The sequence below is a fragment of the Hymenobacter elongatus genome, assembly GCF_004745955.1.
Classification (GTDB): domain Bacteria; phylum Bacteroidota; class Bacteroidia; order Cytophagales; family Hymenobacteraceae; genus Hymenobacter; species Hymenobacter elongatus.
Map to the genome: position 1 here is coordinate 13398 of NZ_SRLD01000048.1, position 17666 is coordinate 31063.

Sequence of the window (17666 nt, forward strand, 5' to 3'; positions counted from 1 at the left end):
CTAAACTCGCGCCAGTTAGAGCGGATGATGAAAACAATGTACATTACACCATGGTACAGCTTTCTGACGTGAACTACCTATTTGATGATTTATGGCCTATGATGCACGGCAGTGAATCGCATAAACAAAATTGCGTAGTCCGTTTTTCTCAAATTGAAAAGTGTTTCAAAAAGTGGGATAACAACTTTGATTCACTTTTAAACGGCTTAAATGGTATTGAAGGAATAGGGCTGACTATTGCTAGTGGTTTAATTTGGTCAGTTTATCAAGATGAAGCGGTGCCATTCGACAAGTACACAATGACCTACGCTCTAAAAGAAGGTGTTTTGGTTACTAATAGTATATCGAACGGGAGGTACACTGATGCCTGCGAAAAAATAATTGCTTACTGCAAGATATTCACCTATACAGAAGAGGATGGAACAGAACGAGCCTATGAAGTCCAAGATTTTGTAGTAGATTCTTTATAAGAAATGGCTAGTTATCCAGCCCTTATTGAGCCCAAGTAATCGATAAAAATTTCGCATTAAAAAACAGGATTTGTTAAAAAAGGCCCCGACAGTAATATACTGACGGGGCTTCCTCATTCATAAGAACCAACCTTACCCCACCGCCGGAATCTCCACGTTATTGAACCGGATGCCGCCGTCTTCCAGCACGGCCTCTACCACGGCGTCCTTGCTCACGCGGCCCGAGAGAATGTCCTTGCTCAGCTCGTTGAGCACCAGGCGCTGAATGACGCGCTTCAGCGGCCTGGCCCCGAACTGCGGGTCGAAGCCCTGCTCGCCGAGGAAGTCGAGCACTTCGCCGGTGGCTTCCAGGCGGATGCCGGCTTCGTGCAGGCGCTGCTGAATCTGGCGGAACTGGATGTCCACGATTTTGCGAATTTCCTTGCGCTTCAGGGGCTGGAACATCACGATTTCGTCGATGCGGTTCAGGAACTCGGGGCGCATGTGCTGGCGCAGCCGCTCCAGCACTTCCTCGCGGGTGCGGTCCACTACCTCGTCGTGGTTGTACTCGTTCAGCTCCTTGAAGTTCTTCTGAATCAGGTCGGCCCCGGTGTTGGAGGTCATGATGATGATGGTGTTCTTGAAGTTGGCCACCCGGCCCTTGTTGTCGGTGAGGCGGCCGTCGTCGAGCACCTGGAGTAGGATGTTGAACACGTCGGGGTGGGCCTTCTCGATTTCGTCGAGCAGAATCACCGAGTAGGGCTTGCGGCGCACGGCCTCCGTGAGCTGCCCGCCCTCGTCGTAGCCCACGTAGCCGGGAGGCGCCCCAATCAGGCGCGACACGGCGTGGCGCTCCTGGTACTCGCTCATGTCGATGCGGACCATGCTGTTCTCGTCGTTGAACAGGTACTCGGCCAGGGCCTTGGCCAGCTCGGTTTTGCCCACGCCGGTGGTGCCCAGGAAGATGAAAGACCCTATCGGCCGCTTGGGGTCCTGCAGGCCGGCCCGGGAGCGGCGCACGGCGTCGGAAATGGCCCCGATGGCCTCGCTCTGCCCGGCCACGCGCTTGCCCAGCTCCGCTTCCAGATGCAGCAGCTTCTCGCGGTCCGACTGCAGCATCTTGCTCACCGGAATGCCGGTCCACTTGGCTACTACTTCGGCAATACTTTCGCTGGTTACCACTTCCTGCAACATAGTGCCGCCCGCCTCGTTGGCATTGGCCTCGTCCTGGAGCTGCTTCAGCTTGGCTTCGGCCTCCTGAATCTTGCCGTAGCGCAGTTCGGCTACGCGACCGTAGTCGCCCTGGCGCTCGGCCTGCTCGGCTTCGAGCTTGAACTTCTCGATGGCCGCCTTCTGCTCCTGAATGCCGGTGAGCACGGCTTTCTCGTTTTCCCACTGGGCCTTCAGCGTGTCGCGGCGGGCGGTCAGCTCGCTGAGGTCCTTGGTCAGCACGTTTTCGCGGTCGTAGTTTTCCTCGCGGCGGATGGCTTCGCGCTCAATTTCGAGCTGCATGATGCGGCGCTGGATTTCGTCCAGCTCCACGGGCATCGAGTTCAGCTCGATGCGCAGCTTGGCCGCGGCCTCGTCCATCAGGTCGATGGCCTTATCGGGCAGGAAACGGTCGGTGATGTAGCGGCTGCTCAGCTCCACGGCGGCTATCACGGCGTCGTCGGTGATGCGCACGCCGTGGTGCAGCTCGTACTTTTCCTTGATGCCGCGCATGATGCTGATGGCATCCTCCAGGGTCGGCTCGTCCACCATCACGGCCTGGAAGCGGCGTTCCAGGGCCTTATCCTTCTCGATGTACTTCTGGTATTCCTTGAGCGTGGTGGCGCCGATGGCGTGCAGCTCGCCGCGGGCCAGGGCGGGCTTGAGCAGGTTGGCCGCGTCCATGGCGCCCTCACCGCCGCCGCCGGCCCCGATCAGGGTGTGCATCTCGTCGATGAACAGGATGATCTGCCCATCGGAATCAGTTACTTCCTTAATGACGGACTTGAGGCGCTCCTCAAACTCGCCCTTGTACTTGGCCCCGGCGATGAGCAGGCCCATGTCGAGGCTCATGATGATCTTGTCCCGGAGGTTTTCGGGGATGTCGCCGGCCACGATGCGCTGGGCCAGGCCCTCCACGATGGCGGTTTTGCCCACGCCGGGCTCGCCGAGCAGGACGGGGTTGTTCTTGGTGCGCCGGCTCAGGATCTGCAATACCCGGCGGATTTCCTCGTCGCGGCCGATAACGGGGTCCATCTTGCCCAGGCGCACCTGCTCGTTGAGGTTGCGGGAGTAGCGGTTCAGGCTCTGGTACTGGTCTTCGGCGCTCTGGCTGGTGACCTTGCGGCCCCCGCGCAACTCCTTGATAGCGGCTTTCAGGTCTTTCTCGTTGAAGCCGGTGTCCTTGAGCAGGGTGCCCACGGCGTCCTTGCCGCCGAGCAGCCCCAGCAGCAGGTGCTCCACCGACACGTACTCGTCCTCAAACTCCTTGAGGAAGTTGGTGGCGCGCTGCAACGCGGCATTGGCCTCATTGGAAAGGTAGGGCGAGCCGCCGCTGACCTTGGGATACCCGGCCACCAGGGCATCGAGCCGGGGCGTGAGGATGTTGAGGTTGACGCCGAGCTTGTTGGCCAGAAACGACAGCACGTTCTCGTCGCTCAGGAAGAGGCCCTTGAGCAAATGGCCCGTTTCGATGGCCTGCTGCTGACCCGCGCCGGCAATTTCGGTGGCCTTCTGCACGGCCTCCTGCGCCTTGATGGTATAGTTATTAAAGTTCATGGCTGGCTTTCGTCGTAGGTGATACTTCGCGCTGGAAGTTCTACGAGTAGGACAGCAAACGGGGTGCGAGGATGGGTCTTCGGACTTTTTGGCGTATAAATTGAAATATGCCCTGATTCTATGTGTCAAATTTTCAGCCTTCGCTGCCGCTGTCCGGCTGGTCGGGTTTGGTGGCGGCCAGGGCTTCGGGCACGATGTAGAACTCCTGAAACATCTGCTCCACGCTGGCAATTAGGCCCGGCTCGGGGTTAGCGCGGTTTTCCAGGAAATAGGCGCTGATGGCGGGCAGCGGGTGGTGAATGAAGTTGGCCGGCTCGATGAAGGTAACCACCGACTGGAAGTAGATGCGAAACCGTTTGGTCAGGGTCCGGCTTTCACCGGTTAGTGCTTCGCCGATGAAGCCGGCCGAAGCCAGCGGGTCGCGGCTACAGATGTCGGCAAACACCCGCAGGCAAGTGCTCAGAATGCGGAAGGCGTCACCGTCATTTACCAACAACTTGAAGCGGTTGGGCGAGTTCTTCAGCGCCAGCGGGTAGAACTTCAGCACGTATACGTGGTGCTCGTACTGCTCGGCCTGTACTACATACCGGCGGTTCTTCCGGGTGCGAAACGTGTAGTAGTGGGTACAAACCAAAGGGCCGCCCTGCTGGGACGGCCCTTTGCGATATATAATCGGTTAGCCTTCATCCGGCGGCCGTATTTCAGAGAAGGTAGGCGTAGGCATTGCGGCGAATCTTTTTCAACTCCTCGGGCGTGAGCGTTTCAAACTTGAACTGTTTGGCGTATTCGCGGGCCTGGGCCAGCCGCTGCTCCTGGGTGAGCTTGACGGGTTCGGTTGGCGTTGGCTGGTTGTCGGCGGTTCCCATGAGGCAGCAGGTTAAGTAGCTGTAGTACTGCGAAGATACGGCAAAAGGTTCAGCGGGTGGTTTGTTCTGATGACGCGGGCGGATTCGCAGCTTAGCTGCTCAGAGCGTAGTGGTCACTCGGCACAGCCGAGCGACTGCGGGGGAAGTTGGTGGCGCGCTGCAACGCGGCGTTGGCTTCGTTGGACAGGTAGAGCGAGCCGCCGCTTGGGGTAGGCGGCCACCAAGGCATCGAGCCGCGGCGTGAGAATGTTGAGGTTGGCCCCCAGCTTGTTGGCCAGAAACGAGAAGACGCTCTCGTCGCTCTGGAAGATGCCCTTCAGCAAATGGCCCGTTTCGACGGCCTGCTGCTGGTTTGCGCCGGCCATTTCGGTGGCCTTCTGCACGGCCTCCTGCGCCTTTATGGTGAAGTTTTTAAAGTCCATAGTTGCTGAGTCTCAGGTGGGGCTTCGGGTTAGGAAGTCGGTACGAAGGGACTAGCAAACGGGGTGCGAGAGGTGGAAACCGGACTTTTTGGCGGGAAAATCAACAAAAGGCAAACAGATAATAAGAAATTTTGTCTGTTTACGCTGGATATCATAGTGACTCTTTAAGATGAAGAATCCTTTTGAAACTGAAGAATCCTTTTGAAACTTGAACTCATAATAACGAAATAGTTACTATTGCCAATAGCTCCCGTTGGCGTATTAAATAGCCTAGGACCTATCAACGCGCCTATGTACTGACCTTCAGTATTTATAATTACGCCACCACTCATGCCTTTCTTTATATTTTGGAGAGAAAGCGCTAAAAACTCAATATTGTATTCTCCTGAATTAGCCCCTTCAAAATGCATCTCACAATGCTCAATGAATTGCGTAATATCTCGAGGCTTATAGCATACATCCTTTTCAACTTCGCCATGAACAGAGAAGCCAATAATCTTGCACTCTTCAAACCGTTTTGGAGCTTCGGATACAGGCTCAAAATAGATTTCATTTACTATATCCCTATCAACAAAAGCACATAAAGCTAAATCAATCTTAGTATTTCCTTTAAATTCTTTTTCCTTTTTTAGAATCCGAAGCTCTAAAAATTCGCCATTCAATAGAGCAAAGTATTTTCCAGGAACATCAAAGTTATGACCTACTGTAACAATTATTTTGTGCGAAATAAAGAACCCGCTTCCAATGAAACAGTAATCACTGTCATTTTCTCTATAGTAAATCTGTACTACTGCCTCCATACCGCAAACAAAAAAATTTAAGCATTAACATTGAAAATCATGACTCCTTTATCCAAAAAACACCATTATATTCCCCAGTTTTATTTAAGAGGATTCACAGATACAAATGGAGGATTTACAATTTATGACAAAGTTCGAAATGAGTTTCGCAAAAGCAGACCAGAGAATGAATTCTATGAAAAATTCAGAAACACAACAAATTTAGGTGGTGAGAAAAGTGTGATGGTAGAAGACATGTATTCTCATATTGAATCAACCTTCGCAACTACACTTTCTGCAATCGAAAAATCTAATCATACTGAGCCAGTCCTCACATCTGATATTATGGTTGGACTAAAGTTCCTTGTTGAAACAATGAGGTGGCGGAATCCAGCATTGGATGCTGTTTACGAAAGTATTGTCCAAAGACTTTCAATCAAGGACTTCGGCTTACAATTTAAAGGAGCCACCGACAAACAAGCCGTTGAAATCAATAAGCGCATAATGGATGAGCCAGATGCACGAAAAATGTTAAGGCCTCTTATGGGCTCTTTGTCTATAAACTCAATGGCAAACGCAAATTATGATACATCGAAATGGCATATTCTATACCAAGAGGGAGGGTTTCCAATTACAGGCGACTTTCCCATAATATTCAACCCAAAATCAATCCACGATAGAATTAACGAAGAATTTATTTTTCCTCTTTCAGCACAGCGTACAGCCGTATTCGCTGACATCAAATTAATGAAGCAATTACCAGACGTATTTTCGATAGATAAAGACTTAGCTATTATTCATTTGGCTAAAAGATTTGTTTGCTGCAAGCATGATGAATATTTAAAATTTATGATAAATTATTATAAAAGAAACCGAACTGAAATCAATGAACAGTTCTTAGAAGGCATATTTTTGACTTTACAGAAAGGCACTTAAAATCTACACAGAAGCTCTCGTATCGTTTCAGCGGCGCGGGCAGCGGGCGGGGGTGGCGCAGGAGAAGAAGCTACTGGAGAAGCGGTGGTTTAGCTCAGCGGCACCCGCCGGGCGCGGGGCGGCGGCGGGCGGCAGGACGGGGCGGGCGTAGCGCCTGGGGCCGCGTGGGGCGGGGCTGGGGGCGGCAGGCGGGGCGGGCGCGCCGGGGAGGGGGATTACGGGGTGGCATACAGTGCAGCAAACATAACCCGTTCTTGCAGAAGAAACACCCGCTACTTAGAAGCTTCCGTTTCGTTCAAGCGGCACCCGCATGGCTCGGCACGGCGGCGGGAGGAGTACCAGCGCAAGAGAAGCTTCCGTTTCTCTCAGCATCTGGCGCGCTGGCCGGAGCCGGGCGGGGGCGCAGCGGCAGACTACGCAGGAACCAACCCGGCTACACGCTTCACGGGCGGTAGGGTACAGGGTATGTCGTAAGAACCTGCGGCGGCACCAAGTACGGCCGGCTAGCATAGCAAGAGCCTCCCCTGAGGCAGAAGAGGTTCTTGCGGAAAGTGCTGTACCGAAACGGGGGGCGTTATTCGATAACCAGCTGCTTGGTTACGCAGCCCGCCTTGCTTAGCAGGCGCAGGGAATAAACGCCTTCGCGCAGGCCTTGGATGTTGAGCATGGTTTCCGTGCCGGTGAACTGCTGCTTGAGGGCGGTCGTGCCGTACTGATCGGACAGCTCCAGCAAATAGGCCCCTTCTCTGCCAGCGGAGACGGTAACGGCCGAAGTTGCTGGATTGGGGTACATACTGACCGTTGCGCCGCTGAGCCGGACGGGGGCTGGCGTGGTTGGGTTAAAAATATTGTAGCTGCGAAATGTGGTGCAGCCGTTGGGTTGTGTGGCGGTGAGTATGGCGCTACCCAGGGAGCCTTTGGGCGCGTTGCCGGCTATATATAGCTCGTTGTTATTTTCGATGGTGAAGTAGCGCGAGTTGGTGGTGAAAACGAACGTGGTGCCCGCCGGATAACAGTTACCGCCGGCCACATTGATGCCGTAGGTGCCGCCCTGATATACGTTGAAGCGGGAGCCTCCCTGCGAGGGGTTGGGGCCAATGGCGTCGGGTTTGACTTGCAGCTGAATAGGCAGTGTGTAATTCTGTGGGTTCTGGCTGATTACCGTAAGCTGCGGGCTGACGCTTGAACAGGGACTGCCGGAGGCCAGGGTAGGGATGTTGACTACGACCGAGCTTTGATTCATGCCACCACCGGAGACTATCGCCCAGCCCGCGGGAATGTCCTAGAAATAGTCGTGGCCCGGTACCATGCCATCGAAGGTATAGGTATGCTGGCCCGGCGCCACGCATTCGTAGTCGCCTTTTATGCCTACTCCTACCTGCGCAACTGTGGGAGTAGCCGCGAATAGTCCTGCGGCCAATGCTGCAATAACGAGTACTTGTGTTTTCATGAGTGTTGCTAAGAAATAAATGGGTTTACGAAGCACAAGAATAGGCTCAACCCAGTAAAGCAACAAGGCAACATGTGGTGCAATTGTGACATCCATCGCCGGAAGGTCTATAGCGAGGTAACGTATTGAAAGGCTGTTAACAAGGTGAAGATTGGCTTGTTGGCCGGCTAGGGCTGTTCGAATCGTTATTTCAGGAAGTAAAAGGGTTATTGTGTTAGTAATGCTGGGAAACTGAGTTGGGCGGTACTTCCAGAACCTGCGCTAATGTGCACTTACTCGTTGGCGCTTGCTGCTAGCGGAGCCGATGAATACAGCAACGCCTCCCAACAAGTCGTCGGGAGGCGTTGGGCAGTAGGTAGGGTTGTCTTTATTTCGCTACCGCGTGCAGCTGCGTGTTCATGAGCGTGGCCAGCACCGAATCGGGGAGAACCAGGCTGGAGAAGAAGTTGACCTTGGCCCCGAGGGTGGGCAGGGAGCGGGCGGCACCGTCCATGAGGGCGTCGTAGCCTTCCTGGGCCACGGCGCGGGCCGAGGCCGGGTGGCTGGCGGCGCGGGTATTTTCGGCGTGCGCCACCTGGAAGAACTGCGTGTCGGTGGGCGGCGGGCAGAGAATGGTCATCGTCACGGCCGACTTTTGCTGGCGCAGCTCGTGCTGCACGGCCTCGGTGAAGCTGAGCACGAAGGCCTTGGTGGCGGCATACACGGCCTGGCAGGGGCTAGGCGAGAAAGAAGCCACCGAGCCGACCTGCAGAATCTGCCCCGTGTTGCGCTCCAGCATGTCGCGCAAAAACAGCTTCGTCAGGTGCACCAGGGAAGTGGCGTTCACCTGAATCATGTTCAACTCAGTCTGCATGTCGGTGTCGGTGAAATAGCCGGTTTCGCCGAAGCCGGCGTCGTTGACCAGGGCATCGATCAGCAGGCCGCGCCGGTCCACTTCGGCGTACAGCTGCTCGGGCGTCTCGGGCCGGCTCAGGTCGCAGGGCAGCAGCACAATGTCGACGCCTCCGAACTCCTGGTGGAGCAGTCGGGCGGCTTCCTGTAGCTCGTCGAGGTGGCGGGCAACGAGCACGACGCGGAAATCGTCGCGGGCGAAGCAGCGGGCCAGCTCGAAGCCGATGCCTCGGGAGGCACCGGTAATCAAGGCGGTTTGGTCATTCATGGCCGAAAGGGGTTAAGTGAATGATAGGACTGTTAAGATACTCATATAGAGTCGGTTTTGCAGGCGAAAGGTGGCTTATCTGGTGGGCATGCTTCGCGGATTGTGTCGTGCTTGCCTGTGTAGCCATTTACTGACCGATCTGGAGTTCCGGACTGGCCCCGTGCCGTCAGAGCTGCGGCGAGCTACAGGGCAGGGCATCCTCTGAAAAGTGTCCGGTAATTTGTGCTGTCCGTCGTCGGCCTAGGACGCTTAGGGGCGCGCCACTCGTCGCCCAAAACACTTGGCGTGGGTTTTTCTTATACACGAGCGGCCAGCTTCACCCAGCCTGGCTCGCGCCTACACCTATGAAAGACCTGGAGCTAAGTGAAGCTGATATCGACCGGATTATTGAAATGGCCTGGGAAGACCGTACGCCCTTCGAGGCCATAGAGGCCCAGTTCGGCCTCCCCGAACAAGCCGTAATTAAGCTGATGCGCCGGGAAATGAAGGCTTCTTCGTGGCGCATGTGGCGGGCCAGGGTGCAGGGGCGGGCCACAAAACACCAAGCCAAAAGCGCGGTAGATGATGCGCGCTTCAAATCCGACTTGCAGCGTAAAATCACCTTCAACAAAATCTCCAAGCGGCGGTGACCCGGCGGGCACAGCTTGGCAGAGCGACTCGGTGCCACGAAAAAACCGAACTCCCCGCAAAACCAGAACAGGCTGCCCCACGCATGTGGAGCAGCCTGTTCTGGTTTTGCGGGGAACTCCGCTGTGGCTTAGCCTTTCAGGGAGGCGGCAGCGGAGCTAAGCGTTTGGCCGAGCTGCTGGAGCTTGGCCTGCGCATCGGGCGTGGCGCTGGCGGCCGCTTTGGTAGTATGCTCGCCCAGGGTTTTCAAGGACTGGCCGATTTGGGAACCGTCGCCGCTACCGATGGCGGTTTTCAGGTTTTCCAGTTCGGAGGAAATGGCGCTCAGGGCGGGGCTGCCCGCACCGTTCAGCGTGGAAATCCAGCTGTCGATGTTGCCGGCAGCGGCTGGTGCGGCGGCGCTCAGGCCTCCACCAAGGGCTTGCAGGGTAGCGTCGAGTTGGCTGTTGGGTTGGGCTGTGGACGAATCCATAGGAAGTAGGGTTTGTGGTTGGAATGAAAAGAACACTCCTAATACCCTGCCGCCGTCTCAAGGTTGAGCGTCAGCTTCTTGAACATTCGAGGTTAAAACATATTGCCCCCTGAACGGTAACGGGCCTAGGCCGCGTGCTACGGTTGTAGCGGTCTTATCAGCGGCACCTGCACCCGTTTAGGAAGCGTGAAGACAGCCCGAATCTTACACGATTAAAAATTATTATGAAAAAAATAATATAGAGTGGCCGCCTATCGGATGGTTTGCAAGGCCTTGGTAATAGCGGGGTCGAGGTGCTGCTCCAGCTCCTTGCGCGAATGGGCTACGGGCAGGCGCACGGGTACGCCAATGCTCTCCAGCAAGGTGCTGTCGGCGGCATAGTACCGCTGGTGGGACAATGTGAACTGCACCTTGCCGGAAAGGCGGCCTTGGTACATATCAGAGAGCATGCCGGCGGTGTTGTCGCCGATAGTCGTCACGTTGGGCTGCTGGTAGAGCGACACGACGAGCTCCTCGGCCGAGCTGGCCGTGCCATCATTGGTGAGTACTATGAGCTGCCGGTCATAGTGCAGCTGCGGGTTGGGCGCTAGGTACACGGGCGTCGGGGCCGAGAATCGCTCGTAGCCGCCGGGCTGGCGCTCGGCTACCAGATGCGTGAGGTGGCGGCGGCTGGCGAAGCGACTGGCCATTGCCGGGCCGCTATGGCCGCCCCCGTTGCCCCGTACATCGAGGATAATGGCCGTGCAGGAGCTCATTTCCCGCACCGCGTCGTCGAACAGGGCCAACAGGCGCTGGTGGTCTTCTTTTTCCTGGCGCTCGGTGCCCATCACGCCCGACAGCTCGGCGAAGCAGCGCGTCAGGCGGATGTAGCCCACATTCCGGGCCGATTTGCTCAGGTAGAGCAGCTGGTATCGGCCCACTACCAGCCCCACGGCCCGAACATTTTCGAAGCCAGCGGCCTGCAACGTCTGATAAGCCGTTTGCCAGTAGGCATCCTGCACCTCGCGAAACTCGGTTTTGTAGGAGTGCCGCTTGGAGGTGCCTTTGTACAGAAACTCGTCGCCTTTGACGAGGGTAATATGCCCATCCTCCAGGGGCTTTACCATCTGAATCAGCGTGGCCTGCAGCTCGGCGGCAGTGGTGCGGGCCGTGATGGTAGGGCGGTAGGTGGCGTAGGCCTTGTCCCAATCGACGTTGTGCAGGCGGAAAAAGGCGTAATGGTCTTTGTAGGTCTGCCAGAAAACCTCAAAGTCTTTCTCCGGCTGGCTTACGCGTTGGGAGGCATTGTGTACAGGGAGCGTGCTGCCGGTTGTGAGGAGTACAATGAGCAGGAGCCATAGCGTGGGAATAGTAGTCCTCATGCGTAGTGATAGTGGAGCCAGAACGTTTGGGGCAGGCAAGGATACGAGTAAACGGGGCGGGGAACTGGCAGCTGATCGGTGGCAGCAGCGGGCAGTAACTGCGGCCCAACCGCGCGACAAGATAGTGCCGAAACCTCCGTTTGGAGTGGCTGCTACCGAAGAGAAATAGTACGAGCGAAGCCATCAACTGCCCAAGTGTCATTTGGTGAGCGTTTGCAAACCGCAGCACCACACAAGCCGAATGAAAAATCTATAACACGAATCTTGTCGGGGGCGTATGGTAACATATAGTGCAGCGGTCACCCGCAATAGAGTTGGCACCAACTCAGCCGGAAGCTTTGCTCTACTGCCGCCCTCATTCTTTCACCTTATTATCCGCGTTGTTTTATGACCAAACAAACAACCCAGGCCCCGCTGGGCAGTCCGGCTATTGCGCTGCCGCCCACCAGTGTCGTCACGTTGAAGATTAACGGCGAAGAAAGGCAGCTGCACATCGCGCCCTGGACCACCTTGCTCGATGCCCTGCGCGAGTACCTCGACCTGACGGGCACCAAAAAAGGCTGCGACCATGGCCAGTGCGGTGCCTGCACCGTGCTCGTCGATGGCAGGCGCATCAATAGCTGCCTCACGCTGGCCGTGATGCAAGAGGGAGCCGACATTACGACCATCGAAGGACTGGGCACGGAGCAGAATCTGCACCCGCTGCAGCAGGCCTTCATCGACCACGACGCCTTCCAGTGCGGCTACTGCACGCCCGGCCAGATCTGCTCGGCGGCGGCATTGCTCACGGAGGGCAAGGCCAAGACCACGGCCGAAATTCGGGAGCTGATGAGCGGCAATGTGTGCCGCTGCGGGGCGTATACCAACATCGTGGCGGCCATTGAAGAAGTGCTGACCACGCAAAAAGTCCAGCGGCATGAATAGCTTTACCTATACCCGCGCCACGGCCGTAGATGCGGCCGTGCGCGAAAAATCGGCGGCGAGTAGCGTTCGGTTTGTTGCCGGCGGCACCAATCTGCTCGACCTGATGAAGGAGAATATCGAGCGGCCTACCCGGCTGGTCGATATCAACCATCTGCCCCTGAAAACTATCGACGGCACGCCCGACGGCGGGCTGCGCCTGGGGGCCCTGGCTACCAATGCCGACACAGCCTGGCACGCCGAAGTGCAGCGACGCTATCCGTTGCTTAGCCAGGCTATTCTGGCGGGCGCCTCGCCCCAGCTGCGCAACATGGCTACCAATGGCGGCAACCTGTTGCAGCGCACCCGCTGCTATTATTTCTACGATCTGACCACGCCGTGCAACAAGCGCGAGCCCGGCTCAGGCTGCTCCGCCATTGGGGGCTACAACCGCGTGTGCGGGGTATTGGGCACCAGCGAGAGCTGCATTGCTACCCATCCATCGGATATGTGCGTGGCCCTGGCGGCCCTCGATGCCACTGTGCAGGTAACGGGCAAAAACGGGGAGCGTACCGTGCGGTTCGCCGACTTTCACCGCCTGCCCGAAGACCAGCCCCAATTCGACAACACGCTGGCTCCGGATGAAATTGTGACGGCTATTGACTTGCCCAACGAGGATTTTAGCCAGCATTTCAGCTACCTCAAGCTGCGCGACCGGACTTCCTACGCCTTTGCGCTGGTGTCGGTAGCGGCGGCGTTGCAGCTGGACGGCACCACCATCCGAGACGCTCGGCTGGCGCTGGGCGGCGTGGCGCACAAACCCTGGCGCGACGCGGCGGCCGAAGATCTGCTGAAAGGGCAGCCCGCCACGGAAGAAACATTCCGCAAGGCCGCTACCGCCGTGGTGCAGCAGGCGAAAGGCTACGGCCACAATACCTTCAAGATTGAGCTGGCGAAGCGGGCCATCGTACGAGCGCTGAAGCAGGCCGCCGAAGGCACCCAAACCGCCACCGACGTATTTCTAAACTCGAATCCATGAGCACTACCAACTATATCGGCAAGCCCACGAGCCGCGTCGACGGGCCCGCCAAAGTGACGGGGGCCGCCAAGTATGCCGCCGAGTTCAACGTACCGAATCTGGCCTACGGCTACGTGGTCAGCAGTGCTGTTACGAAGGGCAAAATCACGAAGATTTATACTGACGAAATACTGGCTATTGCGGGTGTGCTGCAGGTTTTCTCGCACGAAAACGTACCGTCGCTGGCCTGGCTCGACCGCAGCTACAAGGATGATGTGGCGCCCGGCGGCTCGCCCTTCCGGCCTCTGCACAGTGCCGAGGTGAAGTTCAATATGCAGCCAGTAGCCGTGGTGGTGGCCGAAACTTTCGAGGTGGCCCGCTACGCCGCGTCCCTGCTGCGCATCGACTACGACGTAGTGGAGCACGCCACCGACCTGGAAGCCAAGCGCGACGATGGCTACAAGCCCGGCGGGGGCAAAACGGGCTGGATGCCGCCGCCCGCGCCCCGTGGCAACCCCAACGATGCTCTGCAAAACGCCGCCCACCGCGTGGAAGGCGAATTTATCCATCAGGCCCAGCACCACAACCCGATGGAAATGTTTGCCACCACCGTGGAGTGGCTCGGCGACAAAAAGCTGAAGGTGTATGATAAAACACAGGGCGCATTCAACTCCCAGCAATACGTTACGAAGATATTCGGGCTGAGCAAGGACAATGTGCAGGTGATATCCAAGTATACCGGGGGCGGCTTTGGCTCGGGGCTGCGGCCTCAGTACCAGCTGTTTCTAGCGGTGCTGGCCTCGCTGGAGCTGAAACGCTCGGTGCGCGTGTCGCTCACGCGGCAGCAGATGTTCAGCTTTGGCCACCGGCCCCACACCCTGCAGTACCTGGCGCTGGGAGCCAACGAGGACGGCTCGCTGGCGGCCGTGCATCACCACGCGCTGGCCGAAACCTCGCAGTTTGAAGACTTCACCGAAAACGTAGTGAACTGGTCGGGCATGCTCTACCAGTGCGACAACGTGAAGCTGACCTATGAGCTGGCGAAACTCGACGTATTCACCCCACTCGATATGCGGGCTCCGGGGGCGGCTACGGGCTCATTTGCGCTCGAAATAGCCATGGATGAGCTGGCCTATAAAGCCGGCCTCGACCCGCTGGAGTTCCGCCTGCGCAACTACGCCGCCCGCGACCAGAACGCTGACAAGCCGTTTTCGAGCAAGAAGCTGCGCGAGTGCTACCACGAGGGCGCGGCTAAATTTGGCTGGGCTAAGCGCACACCCGAGCCCCGCTCTATGCGCGACGGTAGCCAGCTGGTGGGCTGGGGCGTGGGTGGTGGCGTGTGGGATGCCAGCCAGCAAAAAGCGGCGGCCAGCGCATCGCTCAACGTCGACGGGAAGCTCACGGTGAAGAGCGGCTCCAACGAAATCGGTACGGGCACCTACACCATCATGACCCAGATTGCGGCCGAAACCATGGGCCTGCCCCTGGAGGCCGTAACGTTTGAGCTCGGCGACACGGCCCTGCCCGAAGCGCCGCTCCAGGGTGGCTCCTGGACGGCGGCTTCGGTGGGCTCGGGCGTGAAAGCGGCCTGCGACGCCTTGGGCGAAAAGCTGCTTAAGCTGGCCCAGAAGATGGAAGACAGCCCACTGAAAGGTGTTACCTACAAAGATGTGCAGTTCGTGAATGGGCAAATTCGGCTCTATAGCGACCCAACCCAGGCTGTCGTGATTCGTGACATATTGCCCGCCAACGGCCAGGAAAAGCTGGAGGCCGACGGCTCGGCCAGCCCCGACATGGCCAGGCAGAGCCAGTACTCGCTGCACGCCCATAATGCGGTATTTGTGGAAGTGAAAGTAGACGAGGACCTGGGCACGGTGCACGTTACGCGGGTGGTGAATGCCGTAGCCGCCGGCCGCATTCTGAACCCCAAAACGGCCCGCAGCCAGGTGCTGGGGTCAGTGGTGTGGGGCATCAGCATGGCCATGATGGAAGAAAGCGTGATGGACCACGGCTTTGGCCGCTACATGAACCACAACTACGCCGAATACCACGTCCCCGTCTGCGCCGATATTCACGACATCGACGTGGTGTTCGTGGAGGAGGAAGATGATATCGTGAACCCGCTGGGCGTCAAAGGCATCGGTGAAGTAGGCCTGCTGGGCGTGGCCGCCGCTATTGCCAACGCCGTGTACCACGCCACCGGCAAGCGCATCCGCAACCTGCCGATTTCGATTGGTAAGTTGCTGTAGGTAGCATAAGCAGCAACAGAAGCGCCCCGGAGCCACTTGGTTTTCGGGGCGCTTTCATGGCGTGCCGGAACTGTATACGTCAGCCTACAGCCCTGAATTTCTACAGCGTATCGCCACGGAAGTGGCCGCCATTCCCACGCTGATGCAGGCGTATTTGTATTTCAACAATGGTATCGGCGGAGTAGGGGTCGCCGATGCCAAAGTCATGCAGCGCTTGCTGCCTCCCGGTCAGGCTGCTTCTGCCGTTTTCCAAGCCGCACCTTAGAGCGTGTTTGGGATTTTACTATGTCATGCTTCGACAAGCGGACGCCAGATGAGCATGACACAAACGGGGTTTTCACCAATTCCCAAACACGCTCTTAATCGGTTTGCGTTACTTGCATTCCTGTTCCTCTTACCTAACCTTTTCCAGCTATGAAAACTTTACTCCAGTCTGTTGTTCTGCTGCTGCTGTTGGCGGGTATGCCTCGCGTAGCAACGGCCCAAACTACTGTGCAGGGCACTATCGTTAGCGGCGGTATCACGCGCGAGTATCGACTGTACGTGCCGGCGGCCTATTCGCCCGCCAAGGCCGTGCCGCTGCTGTTCAATCTGCACGGCTATGGTTCCAGCAACGTGGAGCAGGAATTCTACGGCGACTTCCGGCCCATTGCCGACACAGCCAATTTCATTATCGTGCATGCCAACGGTACGGTCGACGGCTCCGGCAGCCGCTTCTGGAACACGTTTACGGCCCCGGGCTCCGGCGTCGATGACGTGGCGTTTCTGTCGGAGCTGCTCACGTTCCTGCAGACGCGCTACACCATCGACCCCGACCGTATTTATAGCACCGGGATGAGTAACGGTGGCTTTATGAGCTACGAGCTGGCCTGTAAGCTCAGTAACCGGGTGGCCGCCGTCGGCTCCGTTACGGGCAGCATTGTGCAAAGCCGCCTGGCCGCCTGCACCCCCCAGCATCCCGTGCCCATCATCGAAATTCACGGCACGGCCGACAACACCGTGCCCTACAACGGTAACTTTCTGTTCGTGCCTATTCCGACGGTACTTGACTATTGGGTGCGGTTCAATGGCTGCTCGCCTACTCCGGTCGTTACGGCGGTGCCCGACATCAATACCACCGATGGCAGCACGGCCGAGCGCTATGTGTATGGCGGTGGCCGCGCCGGTAGCGTAGTCGAACATTACAAAATCATCAACGGCGGCCACACCTGGCCGGGAGCGGCCGTAAACATTGGCGTCACCAACCGCGACATCAATGCCAGCCGCGAAGTATGGCGTTTTTTGCGGCGCTACCGGCTCAGTCGGCTTAGTACGCCGCTGGCCGCCGGCGTTGCCGCTCCTGCACTGGGCGTTACCATGTATCCTAACCCCGCCACGGATATAATCACCATTCGGGCCAACAAGTCCCTGCGGGAGGCCCAGATTTCAATCACGAATATGCTGGGCGAATCTGTGCCGGCGCAGGCTTCTGTAGCCACCGATGGTACCGTCCGGATTACCACGACCAGCTGGCGTAATGGCCTCTATATAGTGGAGGTGAAAGCCGAAGGACACCGTTACCACCAGAAAATTCTGAAGCAGTAGCCGCTGATCTGCTGACACACGAACGGGCCCCGGATAGTACTATCCGGGGCCCGTTCGTGTGTCAGCAGATCAGGTTGAGCTAGTCCTTGCGCGAATACTCCGCGTGCCGAACCGGGTCCTTCTTTTTATCCTTCTTCCGGCCAATAATGCCCCCGGCTGCCGCTCCGGCTACCCCGCCAATAATGGCTCCTTTGGTGCCGCCCACTACGGCTCCGCCCACGGCCCCGGCCCCGCCGCCAATGGCGGCTCCTTTAGCCTTTTTGCTCCAGCCTTTCTTTTGCTGCGTTTGGGCTTGGGCATCGTTGAAGTTGCTGCTGAGCATCAGGACGGCCACCAGCATGGACATATATAGCTTGAACGTTTTCATGACGTTTGAATTTAAAGGTGAGGAAGTAGAACCGTGCGCCTAAAACGGAGCTCAGTTGCGGAGGGTTACCAGTCTTTTCCGCAAAAGTGCATGAGCACTAGAGCTTAGTAGGTAGACAAACCTGAAAAGCGGAATACTAAGAGCCTATCCAAATAGGCAGTTATACCAGGTGATTCGAGCGCAAGCAAAATGGAGCATGGCCAGATAGTTTTCGGGTTTTTTGGCCCAACGAATCAGCAGGTGGCGGAAGCGGTTGAGCCA

19 protein-coding genes and 2 pseudogenes are annotated in these 17666 nt (G+C 57.2%); 8 read left to right on the forward strand and 13 right to left on the reverse strand.

What is annotated here, in order from left to right:
* The first annotated feature begins 68 nt into the window (after positions 1-68).
* The gene (locus tag E5J99_RS18580; protein WP_135499322.1) at positions 69-470 is read left to right on the forward strand and encodes a hypothetical protein; all 402 of its coding nucleotides are present in this window, start codon (positions 69-71) and stop codon (positions 468-470) included.
* Between the two features lie 132 nt (positions 471-602).
* Here E5J99_RS18580 and clpB read toward each other — a convergent pair whose 3' ends face one another.
* The 5 genes from clpB to E5J99_RS18600 form a co-directional block, all read right to left on the reverse strand.
* Positions 603-3215, reverse strand: a complete 2613-nt coding sequence (gene clpB / locus E5J99_RS18585) for an ATP-dependent chaperone ClpB (protein WP_135499323.1) — start codon at positions 3213-3215, stop codon at positions 603-605.
* Between the two features lie 133 nt (positions 3216-3348).
* The gene (locus E5J99_RS18590) at positions 3349-3849 is read right to left on the reverse strand and encodes a hypothetical protein (RefSeq protein WP_135499324.1); all 501 of its coding nucleotides are present in this window, start codon (positions 3847-3849) and stop codon (positions 3349-3351) included.
* Between the two features lie 67 nt (positions 3850-3916).
* Complete coding sequence (locus tag E5J99_RS21420) at positions 3917-4081, reverse strand: hypothetical protein (protein ID WP_167852217.1); 165 nt, start codon at positions 4079-4081, stop codon at positions 3917-3919.
* A gap of 113 nt (positions 4082-4194) precedes the next feature.
* Positions 4195-4503: a Clp protease N-terminal domain-containing protein gene (locus tag E5J99_RS18595; protein ID WP_245319101.1), complete on the reverse strand. Its 309-nt coding sequence runs from the start codon at positions 4501-4503 to the stop codon at positions 4195-4197.
* Between the two features lie 164 nt (positions 4504-4667).
* Positions 4668-5303 (reverse strand): serine protease family protein, encoded by a 636-nt coding sequence (locus E5J99_RS18600; RefSeq protein ID WP_135499325.1) that lies wholly within the window; start codon positions 5301-5303, stop codon positions 4668-4670.
* 39 nt (positions 5304-5342) lie between these two features.
* Between E5J99_RS18600 and E5J99_RS18605 the strand changes: the two genes are divergently transcribed.
* Positions 5343-6218, forward strand: coding sequence for a DUF4238 domain-containing protein (locus E5J99_RS18605; protein WP_135499326.1), 876 nt, complete (start codon positions 5343-5345; stop codon positions 6216-6218).
* Positions 6219-6312: 94 nt separating this feature from the next.
* Here the strand turns inward: E5J99_RS18605 and E5J99_RS22105 are convergent, their stop codons facing one another.
* From E5J99_RS22105 to E5J99_RS18615, 4 genes are all read right to left on the reverse strand, one after another.
* Positions 6313-6447: a hypothetical protein gene (locus E5J99_RS22105; RefSeq protein WP_262713057.1), complete on the reverse strand. Its 135-nt coding sequence runs from the start codon at positions 6445-6447 to the stop codon at positions 6313-6315.
* A 345-nt stretch (positions 6448-6792) separates the two neighbouring features.
* On the reverse strand, positions 6793-7461 hold the full coding sequence (locus E5J99_RS18610; protein ID WP_135499327.1) for a T9SS type A sorting domain-containing protein: 669 nt from the start codon (positions 7459-7461) through the stop codon (positions 6793-6795).
* Between the two features lie 39 nt (positions 7462-7500).
* A complete protein-coding gene (locus E5J99_RS21425) occupies positions 7501-7668 on the reverse strand; it encodes a hypothetical protein (protein WP_167852218.1) in 168 nt (55 codons plus the stop codon).
* A gap of 367 nt (positions 7669-8035) precedes the next feature.
* Entirely contained in the window at positions 8036-8827 is a 792-nt protein-coding gene (locus tag E5J99_RS18615) for an SDR family NAD(P)-dependent oxidoreductase (protein ID WP_135499328.1), read from the reverse strand.
* Between the two features lie 344 nt (positions 8828-9171).
* On the opposite strand from E5J99_RS18615, the gene E5J99_RS18620 reads away from it, so the two are divergent.
* Complete coding sequence (locus tag E5J99_RS18620) at positions 9172-9456, forward strand: TIGR03643 family protein (RefSeq protein WP_135499329.1); 285 nt, start codon at positions 9172-9174, stop codon at positions 9454-9456.
* Between the two features lie 128 nt (positions 9457-9584).
* Here E5J99_RS18620 and E5J99_RS18625 read toward each other — a convergent pair whose 3' ends face one another.
* On the reverse strand, positions 9585-9926 hold the full coding sequence (locus E5J99_RS18625; protein WP_135499330.1) for a hypothetical protein: 342 nt from the start codon (positions 9924-9926) through the stop codon (positions 9585-9587).
* Positions 9927-10177: 251 nt separating this feature from the next.
* Complete coding sequence (locus tag E5J99_RS18630) at positions 10178-11287, reverse strand: S41 family peptidase (protein WP_135499331.1); 1110 nt, start codon at positions 11285-11287, stop codon at positions 10178-10180.
* Positions 11288-11674: 387 nt separating this feature from the next.
* Here E5J99_RS18630 and E5J99_RS18635 point away from each other — a divergent pair, with 387 nt between their 5' ends.
* The 5 genes and pseudogenes from E5J99_RS18635 to E5J99_RS18655 all read left to right on the forward strand — a co-directional run bounded on the left by E5J99_RS18635 (position 11675) and on the right by E5J99_RS18655 (position 17038).
* The gene (locus E5J99_RS18635) at positions 11675-12211 is read left to right on the forward strand and encodes a (2Fe-2S)-binding protein (protein ID WP_135499332.1); all 537 of its coding nucleotides are present in this window, start codon (positions 11675-11677) and stop codon (positions 12209-12211) included.
* Positions 12204-13226, forward strand: a complete 1023-nt coding sequence (locus tag E5J99_RS18640; protein WP_135499333.1) for an FAD binding domain-containing protein — start codon at positions 12204-12206, stop codon at positions 13224-13226. Before E5J99_RS18635 ends, E5J99_RS18640 begins: the two co-directional genes overlap by 8 nt.
* Entirely contained in the window at positions 13223-15454 is a 2232-nt protein-coding gene (locus E5J99_RS18645) for a xanthine dehydrogenase family protein molybdopterin-binding subunit (protein ID WP_135499334.1), read from the forward strand. Before E5J99_RS18640 ends, E5J99_RS18645 begins: the two co-directional genes overlap by 4 nt.
* A gap of 46 nt (positions 15455-15500) precedes the next feature.
* A pseudogene (locus tag E5J99_RS18650) lies at positions 15501-15719 on the forward strand (DUF72 domain-containing protein); the annotation flags it as partial.
* 149 nt (positions 15720-15868) lie between these two features.
* The gene (locus E5J99_RS18655; RefSeq protein ID WP_135499336.1) at positions 15869-17038 is read left to right on the forward strand and encodes an extracellular catalytic domain type 1 short-chain-length polyhydroxyalkanoate depolymerase; all 1170 of its coding nucleotides are present in this window, start codon (positions 15869-15871) and stop codon (positions 17036-17038) included.
* A 79-nt stretch (positions 17039-17117) separates the two neighbouring features.
* Here the strand turns inward: E5J99_RS18655 and E5J99_RS18660 are convergent, their stop codons facing one another.
* Both E5J99_RS18660 and E5J99_RS18665 read right to left on the reverse strand, forming a co-directional pair.
* Positions 17118-17405: a YMGG-like glycine zipper-containing protein gene (locus E5J99_RS18660; protein WP_135499337.1), complete on the reverse strand. Its 288-nt coding sequence runs from the start codon at positions 17403-17405 to the stop codon at positions 17118-17120.
* A gap of 144 nt (positions 17406-17549) precedes the next feature.
* Positions 17550-17666, reverse strand: a pseudogene (locus E5J99_RS18665) (IS5/IS1182 family transposase); the annotation flags it as partial.

Coding starts and splice junctions, on each gene's coding strand:
- clpB (WP_135499323.1), bottom strand. CDS start 3,215: ATGAACTTTAATAACTATACCATCAAGGCGCAGGAGGCCGTGCAGAAG.
- E5J99_RS21420 (WP_167852217.1), bottom strand. CDS start 4,081: ATGGGAACCGCCGACAACCAGCCAACGCCAACCGAACCCGTCAAGCTC.
- E5J99_RS18595 (WP_245319101.1), bottom strand. CDS start 4,503: ATGGACTTTAAAAACTTCACCATAAAGGCGCAGGAGGCCGTGCAGAAG.
- E5J99_RS18600 (WP_135499325.1), bottom strand. CDS start 5,303: ATGGAGGCAGTAGTACAGATTTACTATAGAGAAAATGACAGTGATTAC.
- E5J99_RS18605 (WP_135499326.1), top strand. CDS start 5,343: ATGACTCCTTTATCCAAAAAACACCATTATATTCCCCAGTTTTATTTA.
- E5J99_RS22105 (WP_262713057.1), bottom strand. CDS start 6,447: ATGCCACCCCGTAATCCCCCTCCCCGGCGCGCCCGCCCCGCCTGCCGC.
- E5J99_RS18610 (WP_135499327.1), bottom strand. CDS start 7,461: ATGAATCAAAGCTCGGTCGTAGTCAACATCCCTACCCTGGCCTCCGGC.
- E5J99_RS21425 (WP_167852218.1), bottom strand. CDS start 7,668: ATGAAAACACAAGTACTCGTTATTGCAGCATTGGCCGCAGGACTATTC.
- E5J99_RS18615 (WP_135499328.1), bottom strand. CDS start 8,827: ATGAATGACCAAACCGCCTTGATTACCGGTGCCTCCCGAGGCATCGGC.
- E5J99_RS18620 (WP_135499329.1), top strand. CDS start 9,172: ATGAAAGACCTGGAGCTAAGTGAAGCTGATATCGACCGGATTATTGAA.
- E5J99_RS18625 (WP_135499330.1), bottom strand. CDS start 9,926: ATGGATTCGTCCACAGCCCAACCCAACAGCCAACTCGACGCTACCCTG.
- E5J99_RS18630 (WP_135499331.1), bottom strand. CDS start 11,287: ATGAGGACTACTATTCCCACGCTATGGCTCCTGCTCATTGTACTCCTC.
- E5J99_RS18635 (WP_135499332.1), top strand. CDS start 11,675: ATGACCAAACAAACAACCCAGGCCCCGCTGGGCAGTCCGGCTATTGCG.
- E5J99_RS18640 (WP_135499333.1), top strand. CDS start 12,204: ATGAATAGCTTTACCTATACCCGCGCCACGGCCGTAGATGCGGCCGTG.
- E5J99_RS18645 (WP_135499334.1), top strand. CDS start 13,223: ATGAGCACTACCAACTATATCGGCAAGCCCACGAGCCGCGTCGACGGG.
- E5J99_RS18655 (WP_135499336.1), top strand. CDS start 15,869: ATGAAAACTTTACTCCAGTCTGTTGTTCTGCTGCTGCTGTTGGCGGGT.
- E5J99_RS18660 (WP_135499337.1), bottom strand. CDS start 17,405: ATGAAAACGTTCAAGCTATATATGTCCATGCTGGTGGCCGTCCTGATG.